Annotated in this window: 13 protein-coding genes, 1 pseudogene and 1 riboswitch; of the genes and pseudogenes, 11 read left to right on the forward strand and 3 right to left on the reverse strand. The window is 74.7% G+C overall.

The features are described from left to right. The first annotated feature begins 183 nt into the window (after positions 1–183). Both ypfJ and ACZ7GJ_RS34405 read left to right on the forward strand, forming a co-directional pair. A complete protein-coding gene (ypfJ, locus tag ACZ7GJ_RS34400) occupies positions 184–1,077 on the forward strand; it encodes a KPN_02809 family neutral zinc metallopeptidase (RefSeq protein ID WP_470757377.1) in 894 nt (297 codons plus the stop codon). Positions 1,078–1,161: 84 nt separating this feature from the next. Further along, entirely contained in the window at positions 1,162–1,557 is a 396-nt protein-coding gene (locus ACZ7GJ_RS34405; RefSeq protein ID WP_470757379.1) for a VOC family protein, read from the forward strand. Positions 1,558–1,633: 76 nt separating this feature from the next. On the opposite strand, the gene ACZ7GJ_RS34410 is transcribed toward ACZ7GJ_RS34405, so the two are convergent. Both ACZ7GJ_RS34410 and ACZ7GJ_RS34415 read right to left on the reverse strand, forming a co-directional pair. Next, complete coding sequence (locus ACZ7GJ_RS34410) at positions 1,634–3,088, reverse strand: hypothetical protein (protein ID WP_470757381.1); 1,455 nt, start codon at positions 3,086–3,088, stop codon at positions 1,634–1,636. A gap of 115 nt (positions 3,089–3,203) precedes the next feature. Then, positions 3,204–4,346 (reverse strand): alpha/beta hydrolase family protein, encoded by a 1,143-nt coding sequence (locus ACZ7GJ_RS34415; RefSeq protein ID WP_470757383.1) that lies wholly within the window; start codon positions 4,344–4,346, stop codon positions 3,204–3,206. Between the two features lie 295 nt (positions 4,347–4,641). Between ACZ7GJ_RS34415 and ACZ7GJ_RS34420 the strand changes: the two genes are divergently transcribed. From ACZ7GJ_RS34420 to ACZ7GJ_RS34450, 7 genes and pseudogenes are all read left to right on the forward strand, one after another. Continuing rightward, positions 4,642–5,916 (forward strand): inorganic phosphate transporter, encoded by a 1,275-nt coding sequence (locus tag ACZ7GJ_RS34420; RefSeq protein ID WP_470757385.1) that lies wholly within the window; start codon positions 4,642–4,644, stop codon positions 5,914–5,916. A gap of 28 nt (positions 5,917–5,944) precedes the next feature. Continuing rightward, positions 5,945–6,166, forward strand: a complete 222-nt coding sequence (locus ACZ7GJ_RS34425; protein WP_470757387.1) for a hypothetical protein — start codon at positions 5,945–5,947, stop codon at positions 6,164–6,166. 93 nt (positions 6,167–6,259) lie between these two features. Then, a riboswitch (cobalamin riboswitch) is annotated at positions 6,260–6,408 on the forward strand. A 37-nt stretch (positions 6,409–6,445) separates the two neighbouring features. Next, on the forward strand, positions 6,446–7,444 hold the full coding sequence (locus ACZ7GJ_RS34430) for a cobalamin biosynthesis protein (RefSeq protein WP_470757389.1): 999 nt from the start codon (positions 6,446–6,448) through the stop codon (positions 7,442–7,444). Next, positions 7,441–9,170 (forward strand): annotated as a pseudogene (locus tag ACZ7GJ_RS34435) (cobyric acid synthase). The gene ACZ7GJ_RS34430 and the pseudogene ACZ7GJ_RS34435 overlap by 4 nt, the downstream one beginning before the upstream one ends. Next, the gene (locus tag ACZ7GJ_RS34440; RefSeq protein ID WP_470757391.1) at positions 9,167–11,287 is read left to right on the forward strand and encodes a putative cobaltochelatase; all 2,121 of its coding nucleotides are present in this window, start codon (positions 9,167–9,169) and stop codon (positions 11,285–11,287) included. The pseudogene ACZ7GJ_RS34435 and the gene ACZ7GJ_RS34440 overlap by 4 nt, the downstream one beginning before the upstream one ends. Beyond that, on the forward strand, positions 11,287–11,886 hold the full coding sequence (gene cobO / locus ACZ7GJ_RS34445) for a cob(I)yrinic acid a,c-diamide adenosyltransferase (RefSeq protein ID WP_470757393.1): 600 nt from the start codon (positions 11,287–11,289) through the stop codon (positions 11,884–11,886). The genes ACZ7GJ_RS34440 and cobO overlap by 1 nt, the downstream gene beginning before the upstream one ends. Further along, entirely contained in the window at positions 11,880–13,316 is a 1,437-nt protein-coding gene (locus tag ACZ7GJ_RS34450) for a cobyrinate a,c-diamide synthase (protein WP_470757395.1), read from the forward strand. Before cobO ends, ACZ7GJ_RS34450 begins: the two co-directional genes overlap by 7 nt. Before the next feature lie 38 nt (positions 13,317–13,354). Here the strand turns inward: ACZ7GJ_RS34450 and ACZ7GJ_RS34455 are convergent, their stop codons facing one another. Next, positions 13,355–14,116, reverse strand: coding sequence for a ZIP family metal transporter (locus ACZ7GJ_RS34455; protein ID WP_470757396.1), 762 nt, complete (start codon positions 14,114–14,116; stop codon positions 13,355–13,357). Between the two features lie 98 nt (positions 14,117–14,214). Here ACZ7GJ_RS34455 and cobC point away from each other — a divergent pair, with 98 nt between their 5' ends. Next, entirely contained in the window at positions 14,215–15,636 is a 1,422-nt protein-coding gene (gene cobC, locus ACZ7GJ_RS34460; protein ID WP_470757397.1) for an Rv2231c family pyridoxal phosphate-dependent protein CobC, read from the forward strand. A gap of 118 nt (positions 15,637–15,754) precedes the next feature. Further along, positions 15,755–17,035, forward strand: coding sequence for a CapA family protein (locus ACZ7GJ_RS34465; RefSeq protein ID WP_470757399.1), 1,281 nt, complete (start codon positions 15,755–15,757; stop codon positions 17,033–17,035). The last annotated feature ends 8 nt before the right edge of the window (positions 17,036–17,043 follow it).

Below are 17,043 nucleotides of genomic sequence, written 5' to 3' on the forward strand. Positions count from 1 at the left end.
GTGCGCAACTACTTTCCGGGCCGCCGGACGGCCGCCGCCCCCTCCCCCGTGTCCCCCGTTCGGCTCATGGGCCACGCCGGGCAGCCGGGGGGCGTATCAGGATGAACGGGTTGATACTCGCCGCAGGGGCGGCCACGGGGCCGCGCCTTCTTCACGATCTTCACGATGGGAGGGCGGTGCGGGATGCAGTTCGACGACGACGCCAATCTGGACACTTCCGAGGTCAAGGACGTGCGCGGCAGCGGCCGCATCCCGGGCGGCAGGGCCACGATCGGTGGCGGCATCGTTGGTTTCATCGCACTGATCATGGGGCTCCTGTTCGGTGTCGGCCCGGAGCAGCTGGGCCTGTCCGACGGGAGCCCGGAGCCCGTGGCGACCTCGTCCTCCGTCGCGCAGGTGCAGCAGACCTGCAAGACCGGGAAGGACGCGAACGAGCGGGAGGACTGCCGGCTGGTCGCGGTGGTCAACAGCGTCCAGGACTTCTGGAAGCAGGAATTCCAGCGGCGCAAGGGCCAGTACAGCCCGGCGCAGACGGTGTTCTTCACCGGCCGGGTGAACACGGCCTGCGGGGCCGCCACCTCGGCGGTCGGCCCCTTCTACTGCCCCGGCGACCGGCAGGTCTATCTGGACCTCGGCTTCTTCGACGAGCTGCGGACCAAGTTCGGGGCGTCCGGCGGACCCTTCGCCCAGGCGTACGTGGTCGCCCACGAGTACGGGCACCACATCCAGAACCTGACCGGCACCCTGCAGCGGGCCCAGGACGGGCAGCAGGGCGCGAACAGCAACGCGGTCAAGGTCGAGCTCCAGGCCGACTGCTACGCGGGCGTGTGGGCGCACCACGCGACGACGACCCCCGACCCGGCCACGGGCCGGCCGCTGATCACCAGCCTGACCGAGCAGGACATCAGGGACGGCCTCGACGCGGCGGCCGCGGTCGGCGACGACCGGATCCAGGAGAAGTTCCAGGGCCGGGTGACCCCGGAGTCCTGGACCCACGGCAGCGCCGAGCAGCGCCAGCAGTGGTTCTACCAGGGGTACCGGACGGGCGACATGGCCCAGTGCAACACCTTCCGCTGACTGTCGGCGGCGCCTGCCATGCTGTGGTGCGGGTCACAGCCCACCCATTGACCGACCCGCACTGCACGAGAGGGAGTGATCGTCATGGCAGGTGTTCCGTCCATTTACCCGACGCTGCTCTACGGCAACGCCAAGGTAGCGATCCAGCAGCTGACCGAGGCATTCGGCTTCACCCAGGTGGCGGTGTACGAGGGGGACGACGGCACCGTGATGCATGCGGAGCTGTCGTACGGGAACGGCGCGGTGATGCTCGGCAGCAAGGGCCGCGGCGGCGCCTATGACAAGGCCATGGAGGGCGCGGGCCCGGCCGGGGTCTATGTCGTGGTCGACGACGTGGACGCGCACCACCGCCGTGCCGTCGAGCACGGGGTGGAGATCCTGATGGAGCCGACCGACCAGGATTACGGGTCGCGGGACTACATGGCCAAGGACGCGGAGGGCAACATCTGGAGCTTCGGGACGTACGCACCGCAGGTCTGAGCGACCCGCGGCGCCTCCGGGTTCCGCTTCCGCTTCCGATTCCGCTTGCGCTTCCGCGTCCTCGGCCGTACGGGCGCTACGCGCCGCCGGTGTGCACCTGGAAGGCCGCCCGGCGCAGCGCCTTGGCGAGCGCCGGGTCGGGGTGCGCGGCGGCGAGTGCGACCAGCACCTGCACGGTGCGGGGGTGGCCGACCGCGCGGACCTCGTCCAGCAGCCGCGGGACGGTGGTGCGCACGGCCGAGTCCAGGTGGCGGGCCAGCAGCTCGGCCTCGCCGTGGTCGGCGATGGCGGCCGCGGTGTCCACCCAGAGCCAGGTCGACTCCTCGGCGGTCAGGACGTCCTGGGCCTCGTCCGGGTCGACCCCGTCGTGCTCGGCGAGCCAGAGCAGCGCGTAGGGGCGCAGCGTGGCCTCGCGGGAGGCCGCGCGCACATCGGGTTCGGCGGGGGCGCCGACCACGCGCAGGGCCTCGAAGGCCAGGCCGCGCAGCAGCGCGTCCTCGCCGCGGGCCGCCTGCAGCAGCTCGGAGACGGCGTGGCCGACCGGCCGGGCGGCGAGCCAGGCCTGGTACTCGGCCCGGGCCGGGCCGGGGGTGAGCCGTGCGCAGCCGTGCAGCATGGCGGCGGCGGACTGCTCGATGTTCCCGGCCGGGCTCTGCGCGGCGACGCAGATCTGCTCCAGCTTGACCCACACGGCCCAGCTGCCGAGCGGGGTGAGCGTGGCCTGCGCCGGCCCGAGGGTGACGGCGTCGACCGCGGCGAGTCCGCCGAGCGCCCAGCGCAGCAGCCGGGCCAGCGGCACGGGTGCCACGGCGGGCGCTGCGTCCGAAGCGGTGCCCGCAGCGGTCTCCGCGGAGCCGTCCGCGGCGCTGTCCGGCGCGGCGGCGTCGTAGGGGATCTCGCAGCGCTCGTCGCGCAGTTCGTCGACGCGCTGGCCGAGCAGGTCCAGCAGGTCCGGGACGGTGACGGGTCCGGCGGACAGCTGGAGCAGCGAGAGCAGCTGGGGCATGGCCTCGACGACCTCGGCGACGGCCGCGGCGGAGATGTCGGCGGGGGCCGGGTGGACCAGCGACCAGGCGTCGAAGAGGGCGACCCAGCCGCGCAGCACCGCGGTGTCGTCGCGGTCCCAGGCGCGCAGCCGCCAGCCGGGGCGGGCCTGGCCGCCGTGCACCTCGACCAGGCCGGCGAGCCGGGAGCGGTCCCAGCCGACCCGGATCTGGCCGTGCGTCAGGCACAGCTCGGCGGCGGCCCGTTCGACGTCGACGGTCGGCAGGGCGGCCGCGGGAGCGGGCCGGCCGCCGTCCCCGGCGCCGAGGTTGCGCTCGGCCCAGCGGGCGAGGCGTACGGCGTCGGCGAGCGAGGCGCGGGCTCTGCTCGCGAGTTCGGCCGTGGCGGGGGTGCCCGCCGGAGGCCTTGGGGTGGTCCGGGTTCGCCGGTCGGTCACCGCCTTGCGGGCCGTGGCAACGGACCGCGGGGAGACGAGTCGGAGTCTGGAGTCGCGAGCCAACTGCTCATCAGGCTTTCGGGACGTCACGGAAGCAGTCTCGCCCGTCACCGGCCGAAAGCCCAAACGGAACCGACCCTTTCCACCTGCCGCCGCGAGGAACAAGGGACATAACGCCCGCTCCGTCCCCTGCGGCACACGGCCTTCACATAAGAGGGGTGAGGAAGCGGCGCAGGGCCTCCTCGTACCCGGCCGGATCGGCGTTCCACATCGCCCCGTGCGCGGCCCCGCGCACCGGGTGCAGGGTGACCAGGTCGGGCCGCGCGGCGGCGAGCCGGCGGGCGGGCTCCCACGGGGCGAGCGCGTCGTCCGGGCCGTGGAAGATCAGGACGGGGACCTTCAGCGCGCCGGGGTCGGCCCCCGGCGCCCGGTGGTCGGCCCGCAGGCCGGCCCGCCCCTCGGCGGCCCGCACCGCGAACGGCAGCAGCGCGGCGGGGGTGCGGCGCGCGGCGACGAGCGCGCGCAGGGTGGCGTGCCAGTCGAGGACGGGCGAGTCCAGCACCAGCCCGGAGATCCGGTCGGACAGCGCCGAGCGCTCGACCGCGCGCAGGGCCATGGCCGCGCCGGTGGACCAGCCGTGCAGGACCACGCGGCGGGCCCCGTAGCGCAGGGCGTAGCGGATGGCGGCGTCGAGGTCGCGCCACTCCGACTCGCCGAGGTGGCCCAGGCCGTCCGGGGAGGCGGGGGCCCCGAGGTCGCCGCGGTAGGCCACGTCCAGGACGGGCAGCCGGTGGCGGTTCAGGAAGGGCAGCACCACCATCGGGTGCTCGCGGGTGGCGCCGAGCCCGTGGACGGTGATCACCCAGGTGTCCCGGGCGGCGGGTACGAACCAGGCGGGCAGCGCCCCGAGCTCGCCGGGGATGTCCACGTCGGCGTGGTCGAGCCCGAGGGCGGTGCGCGGGTTGCCCAGGTGGACCTGCGGGGTCAGGGTGACGCGGGTGCCGGGGTCGAGGCTGCCGTGGGTGACGGCGAGCAGCCGGCGTACGACGGTGTCCGGGCCGTGCGGGGCGTCGGCGATCACCGGGCCGACCACCGCGTGCACCCCGGGCGCGGTCAGTCCGTACGTACCGTCGCGCAGGGAGGCCAGGGAGCGGGTCAGCTCGACCCGGCCGGCGGCGGTGGCGTGGACGCTGAGCCGGGGCCCGCCGGGCAGGGGGCGCCCGGGTTCGGGGCGCAGGGCCGCGTCGGCGGCGTACCGGCCGGCGGCGACGGCGGTCACCATCGCGGCCGCGCCGGCACCCAGGATGGTCGTCGTGACGGCCGCTGCCGTCGCCGTAGCGGTGCGCACCGCTCCAGTGTCGGTGCGGGGGCCCCGGCGGGCCACCGGGCGGGCCGGAGGAGGGTGATCTGGATCTCTTCGCGGGGGGCCGGACGAGGGGTCCGGGGTGCCGGAGGTGCCCCGCGGCGGGTTCCGTTCACCCCGCTCTGACGTGCGTTAATCGATACATCTACCCCTGTAGCGGGACAAACGTCCCGATGGCACGCCGGGGTGAGACACCGCTTCGCCCGTCTCAGTTCACCTTCCGTTCATCCAGGTTGCTTACGGTCCACGTGCCACTGACGTCAAACAGAAGCCTGGGTAAATGGAGCACATAACGCTTCTCCTCGGGATCGTGATCATCACCGCTCTCGTGTTCGACTTCACGAACGGTTTTCACGACACGGCCAACGCGATGGCCACCACCATCTCGACCGGCGCCCTCAAGCCCAAGACTGCGGTGGCCATGTCCGCCGTCCTGAACCTCGTCGGCGCGTTCATGTCCGTGGAGGTCGCCAAGACGATCTCCAAGGGCCTGGTCAACGAAGAGGGCATTCAGCCAGAAGTGATCTTCGCCGCCCTGGTCGGCGCGATCCTCTGGAACCTCGTCACCTGGCTCGTCGGGCTCCCCTCCAGCTCCTCCCACGCCCTGATGGGCGGCCTGATCGGCGCGGCGGTCGCCTCCGCCGGCCTGGACGCCGTCAACGGCAGCGTGGTCGTCACCAAGGTGCTCATCCCCGCGATCGCCGCGCCCCTGGTCGCCGGCATCGCCGCGATGCTGGCCGCCAAGCTCACCTACAAGCTCGGCAACAAGGTCGACGAGAAGACCTCCACCAAGGGCTACCGCGCCGGTCAGATCGCCTCGGCCGGCCTCGTCTCCCTCGCGCACGGCACCAACGACGCCCAGAAGACGATGGGCATCATCACCCTGGCGCTCGTCGCCGGCGGTGCGCTCGCCCCCGGCTCCAACCCGCCGGTCTGGGTCATCGTCTCCGCCGGCCTGGCCATCGCGATGGGCACCTACCTCGGCGGCTGGCGCATCATCCGCACCATGGGCAGCGGCCTGACCGACCTGCAGCCGCAGCAGGGCTTCGCCGCCCAGACCTCGGCCGCCAGCGTCATCCTGGCCTCCTCCAGCCTCGGCTTCTCCCTCTCCACCACGCACGCGTGCTCCGGCGCCGTCATGGGTGCGGGCCTGGGCCGCAAGGGCGGTGTGGTCCGCTGGTCCACCGCCACCCGCATGTTCATCGCGTGGGGCCTGACCCTGCCGGCCGCCGCCCTCGTCGCCTCCGGCGCCGAGCTGGTCATGCGCACCGGTGACGTCGGCGTCACCGGCGTGGCGGTCTTCCTGGTCGCCTCGTGCGTCGCCATCTGGGTCATCTCCCGCCGCCAGGTCGTCGACCACAACAACGTCAACGACGTGGAGCCGGCCGGCGCCGAAGCCGAGCAGCCCGGTGTGGTCACCACCGCCATGGCCGCCGTCGCCGTCCCGCCGATCGCGGGCACGACCGCCGCGGTGACGGACGACGCCCTCAAGGCCACCATCCCGGCCACGACGGCCACCCCGGCGACCCCTGCGGCTCCGGCCGCCGCGGTCTGACCCCGAGAACGACAGAGGAAACGGCAGTATGAAGATCGACTGGGCAGCACTCGGCTCCGTCTTCGGGGTCAGCCTCTCCGCCACCGTCGCGCTCGTGGCCCTCTTCACCCTGGGCCTCGTGGGCCTCTCCAAGCACGAGGCCGCCACCGAACAGGGCGGCACCGCCACCCTGGCCCGCAGCGGCGCGTACGCCTGCTTCGCACTGTGCGCGGCGGCCGTGACCTACGCGATCTACCTGATCGTCAGCTGAGGCACTCGCACACCACGCGTCAGGGCTCCCTCCGGGTTTCTCCCGGGGGGAGCTTTCGCGTACCCCGCCGCAGGTCAACGGCGAGTTGACGGGCGTTCGCGGTGCGTGGTGGACTGCCCGAGCCAATACGGCGGCATGGAGAGGAAGTCCGGTGCGAATCCGGCGCGGTCCCGCCACTGTCACCGGACGCTCTGCCGAGTGGATCCGGGAGCCAGGAACTCTCGCCGCCGGTCACGTCGAACCAGGGCGCGGACCCTGAGTGAGGACATACCTGCCACCATGCGTGCCGATCGCGTTTTCGCGTACGGCGCCACGGCCGGCCTGATCGGCGACCGGATCCTCGGTGATCCTCGCCGTGGGCACCCCGTGGCCGCCTTCGGACGGACCGCCGCCGCCGTCGAGCGTGCCCTGTGGCGCGACGACCGCGCCCGGGGCGCCCTGCACACCCTGGTGTGCGCCGGGGGCGCGGCCGTTGTCGGCGCGCTGGGCGCACGGGCCGTGCGCTCCCGGCCCGCGGCCGCCCGGATCGCCCTGACCGCCGCCGCCACCTGGGCCGTCGTGGGCGGCACCTCGCTGGGCCGGGAGGCCCGCGCCATCGGCGGCGCGCTCGCCGCCGGGGACGCCGAGGTGGCCCGGGAGCGGCTGCCGCACCTGTGCGGGCGCGACCCGCACTCCCTGGACGAGCAGCAGATGGCCCGCGCCGTCGTGGAGTCGGTCGCCGAGAACACCTCCGACGCGGTGGTCGGGGCCCTGGTCTGGGGAGCCCTCGCCGGCGTCCCCGGGCTGCTGGCCTTCCGCGCCGTGAACACCCTGGACGCGATGGTCGGCCACAAGTCGCCCCGCTACCTGCGCTACGGCTGGGCCTCGGCCCGGCTGGACGACGTCGCGGGCTGGCCGGGCGCCCGGCTGACCGCGCTCGCCGCCGTACTGGCCGGACCCGACCGGAGGGGGGCCGTACGGGCCTGGCGCGCGGACGCCGCCGCCCACCCGAGCCCGAACGCCGGGCCCGTGGAGGCCGCGTTCGCCGGGGCTCTCGGCGTACGCCTCGGCGGCACCCTCGCGTACGGCGGCCGGGTCGAGCACCGGGCCGTGCTGAACGGCGCGCAGGGGCGGCCGGTGCAGGTCGCGGACATCGAGCGGGCGGTACGGCTGTCGCGGCAGGTGACGTGGCTGGCTCTGGGAGCCTGTGTGTCGGCCCGGCTGCTGGTCTCCCAGGTCTCCAAGGCCTCCCAGGTCTCCCGGGTCTCCCGCATGACGAGGAAGGGGCGGCGCGCATGAGCGGCGCGAAGCGCGGCGGCGGACTGCTCGTCGCCGGTACGACATCGGACGCGGGCAAGAGCGTGGTCACGGCGGGCATCTGCCGCTGGCTGGCCCGGCAGGGCGTGAAGGTGGCCCCGTTCAAGGCGCAGAACATGTCGCTGAACTCCTTCGTGACGCGCGAGGGCGCCGAGATCGGGCGTGCGCAGGCGATGCAGGCGCAGGCCGCGCGCGTGGAGCCGACCGCGCTGATGAACCCGGTGCTGCTCAAGCCCGGCAGCGACCGCAGCAGCCAGGTGGTGCTGCTGGGCAAGCCGGTGGGCGAGATGAGCGCCCGCGGCTACCACGGCGGGCGGCAGGAGCAGTTGCTCGGCATCGTCACGGACTGCCTGGAGCAGCTGCGGGGCACGTATGACGCCGTGATCTGCGAGGGGGCGGGGAGTCCGGCCGAGATCAACCTGCGCCGGACCGACATCGTGAACATGGGCATCGCGCGGGCCGCGCGGTTCCCGGTGGTCGTGGTCGGGGACATCGACCGCGGCGGGGTCTTCGCGTCCTTCTTCGGCACGACGGCGCTGCTCTCGCCCGAGGACCAGTCGCTGATCGCCGGGTACCTGGTGAACAAGTTCCGCGGGGACGTCTCCCTGTTGGAGCCCGGCATGGAGATGCTGCGCGGGCTCACCGGGCGGGCGACGTACGGGGTGCTGCCCTTCCAGCACGGACTGGGCATCGACGAGGAGGACGGGCTGCGGGTCTCGCTGCGCGGCGCGGTACGGGAGTCCGTGGTCGCCCCGCCGGTCGGCGAGGACGTGCTGCGGGTCGCGGTGTGCGCGGTGCCGCTGATGTCGAACTTCACGGACGTCGACGCGCTCGCGGCGGAGCCGGGGGTCGTGGTGCGGTTCGTGGACCGGGCGGAGGAGCTGGCCGACGCGGACCTGGTCGTCGTGCCCGGCACCCGGGGCACGGTCAAGGCCCTGGCCTGGCTGCGCGAGCGCGGCCTGGCCGACGCGCTGGTCCGGCGGGCCGCGGAGGGCCGGCCGGTGCTCGGGATCTGCGGCGGGTTCCAGGTGCTGGGCGAGCGGATCTCCGACGAGGTCGAATCCCGGGCGGGGGACGTGGACGGCCTCGGCCTGCTGCCCGTACGCATCCGCTTCGAGCGGGAGAAGACCCTCGCGCGGCCGGTGGGTTCGGCGCTCGGCGAGCCGGTCGAGGGGTACGAGATCCACCACGGCGTCGCGGAGGTCCTCGGCGGAACCCCCTTCCTGGACGGGTGCCGGGTCGGCGCGGTCTGGGGCACCCACTGGCACGGCTCGCTGGAGTCGGACGGCTTCCGCCGGGCGTTCCTGCGCGAGGTGGCCTCGGCCGCCGGGCGGCGTTTCGTCCCGGCGCCGGACACGTCCTTCGCCGCGCTGCGGGAGGAACAGCTGGACCTGCTGGGCGACCTGATCGAGGAACACGCCGACACCGCGGCGCTGCTGGGGCTGATCGAAGCCGGCGCCCCGGCCGGCCTCCCGTTCCTCCCCCCGGGCGCGCCGTGACGGGCGGGGCCCTGCGGGCGGCTTCCCCCCACCCCGCCCCTTCCCGAATCCGGGGCTCCGCCCCGGACCCCGTCCCGCTGGTGCGGGTCACCACACGGCGCTCCGCGCCCGCGCCTCAAACGCCGGCGGGGCCGGAAGTCCACGCCCGCCCCGCCGCCGCGAGCCCGCGCACGCACATCCGTACACACCGAGAAGGGGCCACCGTATGAGCACGCCCTACCCGTTCACCGCACTGGTCGGCCAAAACGACCTGCGGCTCGCGCTCCTGCTCAACGCGGTGAGCCCCGCGGTCGGCGGCGTGCTCGTGCGCGGCGAGAAGGGGACCGCCAAGTCCACCGCCGTCCGCGCCCTGTCCGCGCTGCTGCCGCAGGTGGACGTCGTGCCCGGCTGCCGGTTCTCGTGCGCGCCCGGCGCGCCGGATCCCGCCTGCCCCGACGGCCCGCACGAGCCCGGGCCGGGCCAGGGCCGCCCCGCCCGCATGGTGGAGCTGCCCGTCGGCGCCTCCGAGGACCGCCTGGTCGGCGCCCTCGACATCGAACGGGCCCTGGCCGAGGGCGTGAAGGCCTTCGAGCCCGGCCTGCTGGCCGACGCGCACCGCGGGATCCTGTACGTCGACGAGGTCAACCTCCTCCACGACCACCTGATCGACCTGCTCCTCGACGCCGCCGCCATGGGCGCGTCCTACGTCGAGCGCGAGGGCGTCTCCGTCCGCCACGCCGCCCGCTTCCTCCTCGTCGGCACGATGAACCCCGAGGAGGGCGAGCTCCGGCCGCAGCTCCTGGACCGGTTCGGGCTGACCGTCGAGGTCGCCGCGTCGCGCGAGCCGGCCCAGCGCGTGGAGGTGGTGCGCCGCCGGCTCGCGTACGAGGACGACCCCGCGGGCTTCGCGAGCCGTTGGGCCGGGGACGAGCACGAGGTCCGGGCCCGGGTGGTGGCCGCGCGGGCGCTGCTCCCGCAGGTGGTCCTCGGGGACGCCTCGCTGCTGCAGATCGCCGCGACCTGCGCCGGCTTCGAGGTCGACGGCATGCGCGCCGACATCGTGATGGCCCGTACCGCCACCGCGCTGGCCGCGTGGGCCGGGCGGACCGCCGTACGCAAGGAGGACGTACGCCAGGCCGCGCTGCTGGCGCTCCCCCACCGGCGGCGGCGCAATCCCTTCGACGCGCCCGGCCTCGACGAGGACAAGCTCGACGAGATCCTGGACCGCTTCCCCGACGAGGAACCGGACAACGAGCCCGACCCCGAGCCCGAGGGCCCGGACGACGGGGGCGGCCCCGACGGCGGCGGCGAGCCCCCGCAGGGCGAAGGCCCCGACGGCGGCCCCGGGGCACCGCAGTCCACCGCCCCGGACGGCCCCGCGGAGGCGCCAGCCGAGGAACCGGCCCCCGCGCGGGCCGAGGCCCCCGAGGCGGCCGACCCCCAGGGCCGGTCCGGAGCGGAGGCACCCACGCAGCCCGCGGTGGCGGCCGCCGAGCCGTTCCGCACCAAGATGCTCAGCGTGCCCGGGCTCGGCGAGGGCGCGGCCGGACGCCGTTCGCGCGCCCGCACCGCCCACGGCCGCACCACCGGCGCCGTCCGCCCCCGGGGCCACCTGACGAAGCTCCACCTCGCCGCGACCATCCAGGCGGCCGCCCCGCACCAGAAGGCGCGCGGGCGCACCGGGCGCGGGCTGGTGGTGCGGGGGGACGACCTGCGCCAGGCCACGCGCGAAGGGCGCGAGGGCAACCTCGTGCTGTTCGCGGTCGACGCCTCCGGCTCGATGGCCGCCCGGCAGCGCATGAGCGCCGTCAAGGGCGCCGTCCTCTCGCTCCTGCTGGACGCCTACCAGCGCCGCGACAAGGTCGGCCTGGTCACCTTCCGCGGCGGCGGCGCCGAACTGGCCCTGCCGCCCACCTCGTCCGTCGACACCGCCGCGGCCCGGCTGGAGCGGCTGCCGACCGGCGGCCGCACACCGCTGGCCGCCGGGCTGCTCAAGGCCCACGAGGTGCTGCGCATCGAGCGGCTGCGCGACCCGTCGCGCAGGCCGCTGCTCGTGGTCGTCACCGACGGGCGGGCCACCTCGGCCGGCGCCCTCGGCGGCGATCCCCGGGCCCTCGCGGGCCGCAGCGCCCGGCTGCTCGCAGCCGAGGGGATCGCGTCGGTGGTCGTGGACTGCGAAGCCGGCCCGGTCCGGCTGGGGTTGGCCGGGGTGCTCGCCGCCGACCTGGGCGGGCCCGCCGTCAGCCTCGACGGGCTGCGGGCCGACTCGCTGGCCGGGCTCGTGAAGAACGTACGTACATCCGTCGCATCCCATGCTCCGCACAGCAGCAACAGGAGGGCCGCATAATGCCTCAGGGACAGCCGTCCGTCGTTCCCGAAGACGGACTCACGACGCGTCAGCGCCGCAACCGCCCGCTCGTCTTCGTCCACACCGGACCGGGCAAGGGCAAGTCGACCGCCGCCTTCGGGCTGGCGCTGCGCGCCTGGAACCAGGGGTGGTCGATCGGAGTGTTCCAGTTCGTCAAGTCGGCGAAGTGGAAGGTCGGCGAGGAGAACGCCCTCAAGGTGCTCGGCGCCTCCGGCGAGGGCGGCCCGGTGGCCTGGCACAAGATGGGCGAGGGCTGGTCCTGGGTCCAGCGCGACGCGCAGCTCGACAACGAGCAGGCGGCCAAGGAGGGCTGGGAGCAGGTCAAGCGCGACCTGGCCGCCGAGACGCACAAGCTGTACGTGCTGGACGAGTTCGCGTACCCGATGCACTGGGGCTGGATCGACGTGGACGAGGTCATCGAGGTGCTGCGCGAGCGCCCCGGCACCCAGCACGTGGTGATCACCGGCCGCAACGCGCCGGAGAAGCTGCTGGAGTTCGCGGACCTCGTCACCGAGATGACCAAGGTCAAGCACCCGATGGACGCCGGCCAGAAGGGCCAGAAGGGCATCGAGTGGTGACCTCGCTCAACGTACCGAGACTGGTCATCGCCGCGCCGTCCTCCGGCAGCGGCAAGACCACCGTCGCGACGGGCCTGATGGCGGCCTTCTCGGAGCGCGGCCTCGCCGTGTCCCCGCACAAGGCCGGGCCCGACTACATCGACCCCGGCTACCACGCGCTGGCCACCGGCCGGCCGGGGCGCAACCTCGACGCGTTCATGTGCGGACCGGAGCTGGTGGCCCCGCTGTTCGCCCACGGGGCCGCGGGGTGCGACCTCGCCGTCGTCGAGGGCGTCATGGGGCTCTACGACGGGGCCGCGGGGCGGGGTGAGCTGGCGTCGACGGCGCAGGTCGCGAAGCTGCTGCGGGCGCCGGTGGTGCTCGTCGTCGACGCGTCCTCGCAGTCGCGGTCGGTGGCGGCGCTGGTGCATGGCTTCGCCTCTTTCGACCCGCAGGTGCGCCTCGGCGGGGTGATCCTGAACAAGGTCGGCTCCGACCGGCACGAGGTGATGCTGCGGGAGGCCCTGGAGGAGGCCGGGATGCCGGTGCTGGGCGCCTTGCGCCGGGCTCCGCAGGTGGCCGCGCCGTCGCGGCACCTGGGCCTGGTTCCGGTGGCCGAGCGGCGCGCGGACGCGCTGGCCGCGGTGGCGGCGCTGGCCGACCAGGTCCGGGCCGGCTGCGACCTGGACGCGCTGATGGCCCTGGCCCGCACGGCCCCGGCGTTGCTCTGCGAGCCGTGGTCGCCGGAGACGGCCCTGGAGGTGCCACTGCACGGCGGGCCTCAGCCAAATCCAGCCCCGCCGGCGATTGGGGCGCGGGGTCTGGGGCGGAGCCCCGGCGGGCGGCTGCCCGTCATCGCCGTCGCGGGCGGCCCCGCGTTCACGTTCTCCTACGCCGAGCACGCGGAGTTGCTCACCGCCGCGGGCGCGGAGGTCGTCGCCTTCGACCCCCTGCGGGACGAGGCGCTGCCCGACAACACCGCCGGACTGGTGATCGGCGGCGGCTTCCCCGAGGTGTACGCGCCCGAGCTGGCCGCCAACGAGCCGCTGCGCAGGGCCGTGGCCGACTTCGCCGCCGCCGGCCGGCCGGTGGCGGCCGAGTGCGCCGGGCTGCTGTACCTGGCCCGGTCGCTCGACGGGAAGCCCATGTGCGGGGTGCTCGACGCCGACGCGCGCATGTCGGAGCGGCTCACGCTCGGCTACCGCGAGGCGGTGGCGGTGTCCGACAGCCCGCTCGCGGCCAACGGCACCCGGCTGCGCGGCCACGAGTTCCACCGCACGGTGGTGGAGCCCGGCGCCGGAGCCGCGCCCGCGTGGGGGTTCACGCATCCGGAGCGGCGTGTGGAGGGCTTCGTACAACAGGGCGTGCACGCGAGTTACCTGCACACGCACTGGGCGGCGGAGCCGTCCGTGGCGCACCGGTTCGCCCGAGCCGCGGCAAGCACCCCGTGAGGTCGTCCGGATCAGCTGGATCTGCTGGCCCCTCCGGGTCATTCCGCGAGGCCCACGACCAGCCAGATCCCGGCCACCCCGCCCACCGTGCACATCAGCGTGGACAGGGCGGGGTGCTTGTGGTGCGCCTCCGGCAGGATCTCGGCGGCCGCCAGGTACAGCAGCACCCCGCCGAAGAAGCCGAGGTACGCGCCGAGCGGTTCCTCCGGAAGGGTGAACAGCAGAGTGGACGCCGCACCCACGACCGGTGCCAGCGCGTCCGCGAAGAGCATCATCAGGGCCTTGCGGCGGGCGTTGCCGTAGAGCCGGGTCAGCGTGTACGTGTTGAACCCGTCGGCGAAGTCGTGGGTGATGACGGCCAGTGCCACGGCCACGCCCATCCCGCCGCCGACCTGGAAGGCGGCGCCCAGGGCCACCCCGTCGGCGAGGCTGTGGGCGACCATCGCGGCGGCCGCGGTCAGGCCGACCTCGGGTACCCGCTCCGCGTGCCCGTCGCCGCCTCCGTGGCCCTCACCGCTTCCGTTCGCGCCGCCGTGGGCGGCCTGGCGGACGGCCAGCACGCGTTCCCCGACGTGCGCGACCAGGAAGCCGCCGACGAACAGCAGCAGGGCGAGCGGGACGCCGAAGACCTCCTCGCCCGCCGCCCGCAGGGCCTCGGGGAGCAGGTCGAGGCCGACCACGCCGAGCATCAGCCCGCCGGCCAGACCCAGCACGAGGTGGCGGCGGTCGGTGACGCGCTGCGCCGTCCATCCGCCTGCCAGGGTCATCAGGAACGCACCCAACGCCACGATCACGGCCATGTGCCCCTGAATACCTATTCCTCGCCGTGCGCGCACTTCCCCGCGCGGGCCGCGGGCCACGGACTGTTGACGACGAAGACGGAAGAGGAGTGATCCCGGTGGGCGAGTACGCGGCGCAGCTGGTGGTCGGTGTCGGCGGCCGCGCGGGGGTTTCCGTGGCGGAGGTCTGTGCCCTGGTGGAGGAGACCTTGCGGGGCGCCGGGCTCGCTTCCGGGTCGGTGACGGCGTTGGCCACGGTGGAGACGAAGGCCGCCGAGGCGGGCATCGCGGGCGCAGCGGAACGTTTCGGCGTGCCCCTGCTCACCTATCCCGCCGAGCGGCTGGCCGCCATAGCGGTCCCGCATCCCTCGGACTCCGCACGCGAGGCCGCGGGTACGCCCTCGGTGGCGGAGGCCGCGGCGCTCGCGGGGGGCGGGGAGCTCCTCGTACCCAAGCGGCGGTCCGTGGCGGCGACCTGCGCCGTCGCGACGGCCCAGGGTCACGACCTGCGCCATCACGGGGACGCGGAGGTGGTGGACGCCGGCGGGTCGCTGGTCGACCTCGCGGTGAACGTACGGGCGCAGACTCCCCCGGACTGGCTGAAGCAGCGGATCGCGGATTCCCTCGGCGATCTCGCCGCGTACCCCGACGGCCGGACGGCCCGCGCGGCGGTGGCGGAGCGGCACTCGCTGCCGGTCGAGCGGGTGCTGTTGACGGCCGGGGCCGCGGAGGCGTTCGTACTGATCGCGCGGGCCCTGGGCGCGGTCCGGCCCGTGGTGGTGCACCCGCAGTTCACCGAGCCGGAGGCCGCCCTGCGGGATGCCGGGCACCGGGTGGAGCGGGTCGTACTGCGGGCGGCGGACGGGTTCCGGCTGGACCCGGCGGCGGTGCCCGAGGAGGCCGACCTCGTGATCGTCGGGAACCCGACCAACCCCACCTCGGTGCTGCACCCGGCGGCCGCGCTGACCGCGCTGGCCCGGCCCGGGCGGATCCTGGTGGTGGACGAGGCGTTCATGGACGCGGTCCCGGGCGAACGGGAGGCGCTGGCCGGGCGGATGGACGTACCGGGTCTGGTGGTGCTGCGGAGCCTGACCAAGACCTGGGGGCTGGCCGGACTGCGGATCGGCTACGTGCTGGCGGAACCGGAGGTGATCGCGAAGCTGGCGGCGGCGCAGCCGCTGTGGCCGGTCTCCACGCCGGCGCTGGTGGCGGCCGAGGCATGCATGAGCGCCCGGGCACTGGCGGAGGCGGAGGCGGCGGCCCGGCAGATCGCGGTGGACCGGGCGCACCTGCTGGCCGGGCTCGCGGAGTTCGACGAGGTCACGATGGCGGGGGTGGCCGAGGGCCCGTTCGTCCTCATCCGGGTCCCGGGTGCGGCGGAGGTGCGCACCCGGCTGCGTGCGCTCGGCTTCGCCGTCCGGCGCGGGGACACCTTCCCGGGGCTGGACCGCTCCTGGCTCCGGCTCGCGGTCCGGGACCGGGCGACGACGGGGCGGCTGTTGCAGGCCCTGGACCACGCCCTCGCCCTGGCCGGGCGCTGAACCGGAGCGGACCCGACGGGCCGGACCCGGACCGGACCGGCCGGACGCCTCCGGTGGCGGGTGGTGCCCGGGTGCGCGAGGATCCCCCCGACAGGGCTTGGGCGACGGGGGTCCGGGAATGAAGGCATCCACACAGACGGGCGCGGCCGTGGCCGCGCTGACGGTGGTGGGCGGCGCGGTGTTCGCGGTGACGGCCTCGCTGCGGGACACGAGCGGCGGCGGGCCGGCCGCGGAGCAGCGGCTCGGGGCGGCGCAGCCCGGCCAGGGAAGGCCGAGCCCGGGCGAGACCCCGGGCGACAACCCCGGCGGCCCCAGCGCCAGCCCCAGTGCCGCCGCCCCGGCCGGCGAAACGTTCACTCTGGTCGCGACCGGCGACGTCATCCCGTACCCCTCCATCATCCGGCGGGCCGCGGACGACGCGGGGAAGGCCGGCGGGTACGACTTCCGGCGGATACTCGCCGGGGTCAAACCCCTCGTATCCGCGGCCGACCTGGCGATATGCCACCACGAGATACCGTACGGGCGGCCCGGCGGACCCTATGCCGGCTACCCGCTCTTCAAAGCCCCGCACGAGCTGGCCGACGCCCTGCGGGACACCGGGTACGACAGTTGCTCCACCGCCTCGAACCACACCCTGGACGACGGCTACGAGGGCCTGTCCCGCACCCTCGACCACCTCGACCGCGTCGGCGTCAAGCACGTCGGCTCCGCCCGCAGCGCCGAAGAGGGCGCGGCCCCGGCCCTGCTCCGGGCCGGCGGGGCCCAGGTCGCCCAACTGGACTACACGTACGGCACGAACGGGATCCCGCTCCCGGCCGGCAAGCCCTGGGCCGTGAACCTGATCGACCGGGACCGGATCGTCTCCGATGCCCGCGCCGCCCGGACGGCCGGCGCGAACGTCGTCGTCCTCAGCGTCCACTGGGGCACCGAGTGGCAGACGGCGCCGGACCGGCAGCAACGCGAACTGGCGCAGGCGCTGACCGCGTCCCGCGGGGCGGACGGGCTCCCCGACATCGACGTGATCATCGGCACCCACAACCACGTGCCGCAGCCGTACGAGAAGGTCAACGGCACGTGGGTGGTCTACGGCATGGGCGACCAGGTCGCCAGCTTCTACGAGCCGGCCAAGCTGCGCGGCAACATGTCCTCGATCCCCCGCTTCACCTTCGCCCCGGCGGCCGCGCACCCGGGCCGCTGGGAGGTGGTGAAGGCCGAATACCTCACCCAGCAGTCGGACATGGGGCCGCCGTTCCGCGTCGTCTGCGCGTCCTGCGCCGCATCCGACCCCGGGGTCCCCGCCGCCGAGCGGGCCGCGTACGCCGCCGTCGACCGGCAGGTCACCGAGGCCGTGATGTCGCGCGGCGCCGGGGAGCACGGCCTGGAGCACGCGACCCGCTGAGGCGGGGA

The sequence above is a fragment of the Streptomyces sp. NPDC037242 genome (assembly GCF_055604165.1).